Source organism: Collinsella tanakaei, from assembly GCF_016902615.1.
Lineage (GTDB): Bacteria > Actinomycetota > Coriobacteriia > Coriobacteriales > Coriobacteriaceae > Collinsella > Collinsella tanakaei_A.
Map to the genome: position 1 here is coordinate 1 of NZ_JACJMB010000058.1, position 3329 is coordinate 3329.

At 65.2% G+C, this 3329-nt stretch carries 2 rRNA genes; both read left to right on the forward strand.

Annotated features, from left to right (window positions below):
• The first annotated feature begins 170 nt into the window (after nt 1–170).
• Nucleotides 171–3142, forward strand: a 23S ribosomal RNA gene (locus H6A21_RS10640).
• A gap of 102 nt (nt 3143–3244) precedes the next feature.
• Nucleotides 3245–3329: ribosomal RNA gene (rrf, locus tag H6A21_RS10645) — 5S ribosomal RNA — on the forward strand; the annotation flags it as partial.

Below are 3329 nucleotides of genomic sequence, written 5' to 3' on the forward strand. Positions count from 1 at the left end.
TCTCGTGCGGCACCGATTCTCGATCCGAATCCGAGGAACGGATTCGAACGGATATCGATTTAATTGATTCGATTCTGCGACTAACCATAGATAGACATCAAGTTGGATAAAGGGTAGTAGCAAGCATCTGATCGCCGGGGGCGCGAGCCCCCGGCAGGTATGCGAAACCAAGCGAAGATAGCATGGGCGCACGGCGGATGCCTTGGCACAGGAAGCCGACGAAGGACGCGGCAAGCTGCGATAATCCGCGGTTAGGGGCACACACCCGACGACCCGCGGGTCTCCGAATGGGCGAACCCGCCGGAGGTAGCTCCGGCATCCCCCTCCCGAACCCATAGGGAGGGGGAGGACAACCCGGGGAACTGAAACATCTAAGTACCCGGAGGAGAAGAAATCAACTGCGAGATCCCCCGAGTAGCGGCGAGCGGAAGGGGGCCATGGCCAAACCGGCGGGCGGGCGCGCACGGCAGTGCTTTCCCCCGCCGGGGTTGCAGGGTGCGGCGACCGGGTCCTGCCGGGCCCGGCGGTCGCGCGGAGGGGGAGCCGAACGGCCTGGGAGGGCCGGCGGCACAGGGTGACAGCCCCGTAGGCGCACCCCGACCCGCGGACCGGACGCATCCCTGAGTAGGGCCGGGCACGAGGAACCCGGTCCGAACCTGGGTGGACCACCATCCAAGCCTGAATACTCTCCTGTGACCGATAGCGCACAAGTACCGTGAGGGAAAGGTGAAAAGCACCCCGGGAGGGGAGTGAAACAGTACCTGAAACCGTGCGCCCGCGAGCAGTCGGAGCAGCCGTAGCGCTGTGACGGCGTGCCTTTTGTAGAATGAGCCAGCGAGTTGCTGGCCGGCGGCGAGGTTAAGCTTCGAAGCGAGCCGCAGCGAAAGCGAGTCCGAACAGGGCGCCATCAGTCGCCGGCCGCAGACGCGAAGCCGGGTGAGCTATCCCTGGGCAGGCTGAAGCGGGGGTAAGACCCCGTGGAGGGCCGAACGGCAGTACGTTGAAAAGTGCTCCGATGACCTGGGGATAGGGGTGAAAGGCCTATCAAACCCGGAGATATCTCGTTCCCCCCGAAATAGCTTTAGGGCTAGCGTCGGGAGTTCACCTGCGGAGGTAGAGCACCGGATCGATGAGGGGGCTTCGCCGCCTACCGACTCGAACCGAACTCCGAATGCCGCAGGCCCAGATCCCGGCAGTCAGAGCATGTGGGCTAAGCTGTGTGCTCGAGAGGGAAACAGCCCAGACCGCCCGCTAAGGTCCCCAAATCCGCGCCGAGTGGCAAAGGATGTGCGCTCGCGCAGACAACCAGGAGGTTGGCTTAGAAGCAGCCACCCCTTCAAAGAGTGCGTAACAGCTCACTGGTCGAGTGGGCGCGCGCCGACAATACACGGGGCTAAGCGCGGTACCGAAGCGGCGGGATGAACTTAATCATCGGTAGGGGGGCGTCGCGCCAGGGGCGAAGCCGGAGGGCGACCGACGGTGGACCGGGCGCGAGCGAGAATGCTGGCATGAGTAGCGAGAGACGAGAGAGTAACTCGTCCGCCGTAAACCCGAGGTTTCCTGGGCGAGGCTAATCCCCCCAGGGTCAGTCGGGGGCTAAGGCGAGGCCGGGAGGCGTAGCCGAAGCGCAGCAGGCAGACATTCCTGCACCGGGAGGGAACCGTCACGACCGACGGGGCGACGGATCGGGGTGGCTCGGCGGGGTTCTGGACGTCCCCGTGATGGAGCGCGGCCCGCGGGACAGGGAAATCCGTCCCGCGCAGAGGGCGAGGCTCCGGACGAAGCGAGTGCGCGAAGCGAGTGAGCCCGTGGTCCCCAGAAAAACCCCTAGGCAGGGTCCCCCCCGCCCGTACCGCAAACCGACACAGGTGGGTGGGTAGAACATACCGAGGCGATCGGGTCAACCATGGTCAAGGAACTCGGCACAATGGCCCCGTAACCTAGGGAGAAGGGGTGCCCGCGCGTACGTGAACGGACTGGCTCCGGGAGCGGAGGCGGGCCGCAGTGAAGAGGCCCAAGCGACTGTTTACCAAAAACACAGGACTCTGCAGAAGCCGCAAGGCGACGTATAGGGTCTGACGCCTGCCCGGTGCCGGAAGGTCACGCGGAGGTGTTAGCCGAAAGGCGAGGCACCGAAGCCAAGCCCCGGTAAACGGCGGCCGTAACTATAACGGTCCTAAGGTAGCGAAATTCCTTGTCGGGTAAGTTCCGACCTGCACGAAAGGCGCAACGACTTGGGCGCTGTCTCGACCATGGACCCGGTGAAATTGCACTGGTCGTGAAGATGCGACCTACCCGCGGAAGGACGGAAAGACCCCGTGAACCTTCACTGCAGCTTGGCATTGGCCGCTGGACGCGCGTGTAGAGGATAGGCAGGAGGCATCGATGGCCGGGCGCCAGCCCGGCCGGAGCCGCCCTTGGAATACTGCCCTCGCGCGCCCGGCGTCCTAACCCGGCGCCGTCATCCGGGCCGGGGACCGTGCCAGGTGGGTAGTTTGACTGGGGCGGTCGCCTCCCAAAGGGTAACGGAGGCGCGCGAAGGTCCGCTCGGGACGGTCGGCAACCGTCCTCCAGAGTGCAAGAGCGCAAGCGGGCTTGACTGCGAGACCCACGAGTCGAGCAGGTGCGAAAGCAGGCTCTAGTGATCCGGCGGCCCCGCGTGGGCGGGCCGTCGCTCAACGGATAAAAGGTACTCCGGGGATAACAGGCTGATCTTGCCCAAGAGTCCACATCGACGGCAAGGTTTGGCACCTCGATGTCGGCTCATCGCATCCTGGGGCTGGAGCAGGTCCCAAGGGTACGGCTGTTCGCCGTTTAAAGCGGTACGCGAGCTGGGTTCAGAACGTCGTGAGACAGTTCGGTCCCTATCCTCCGTGGGCGCAGGAGAATCGAGGGAGGCTGCCCCTAGTACGAGAGGACCGGGGTGGACGGACCTCCGGTGAACCGGTTGTCGACCAACGGCATGGCCGGGTAGCCGCGTCCGGCGCGGATAACCGCTGAAGGCATCTAAGCGGGAAGCCGTTCCCGAGATCAGTTCTCCTTTCGGTAAGGGCCCAGGTAGACCACCTGGTTGATAGGCCGCAGGTGCAAGCGCGGCGACGCGCTCAGCCGAGCGGCACTAATCGCCCGAGCTCTTCGCATATCCGCTCCCGGAAGCGGCGTCGAGAGAAGGTGCCCATCCCCGCTGTGCGGCCCTCAGGGCACGCGGACGCCCCCGGGTGGGCTGCGGGAACGCCGCCCACCGGTCAGCGGCTCTGGCGGCCGGGGCACGCCCGGTCCCATTCCGAACCCGGAAGCTAAGCCGGCCAGCGCCGATGGTACTGCGGGGG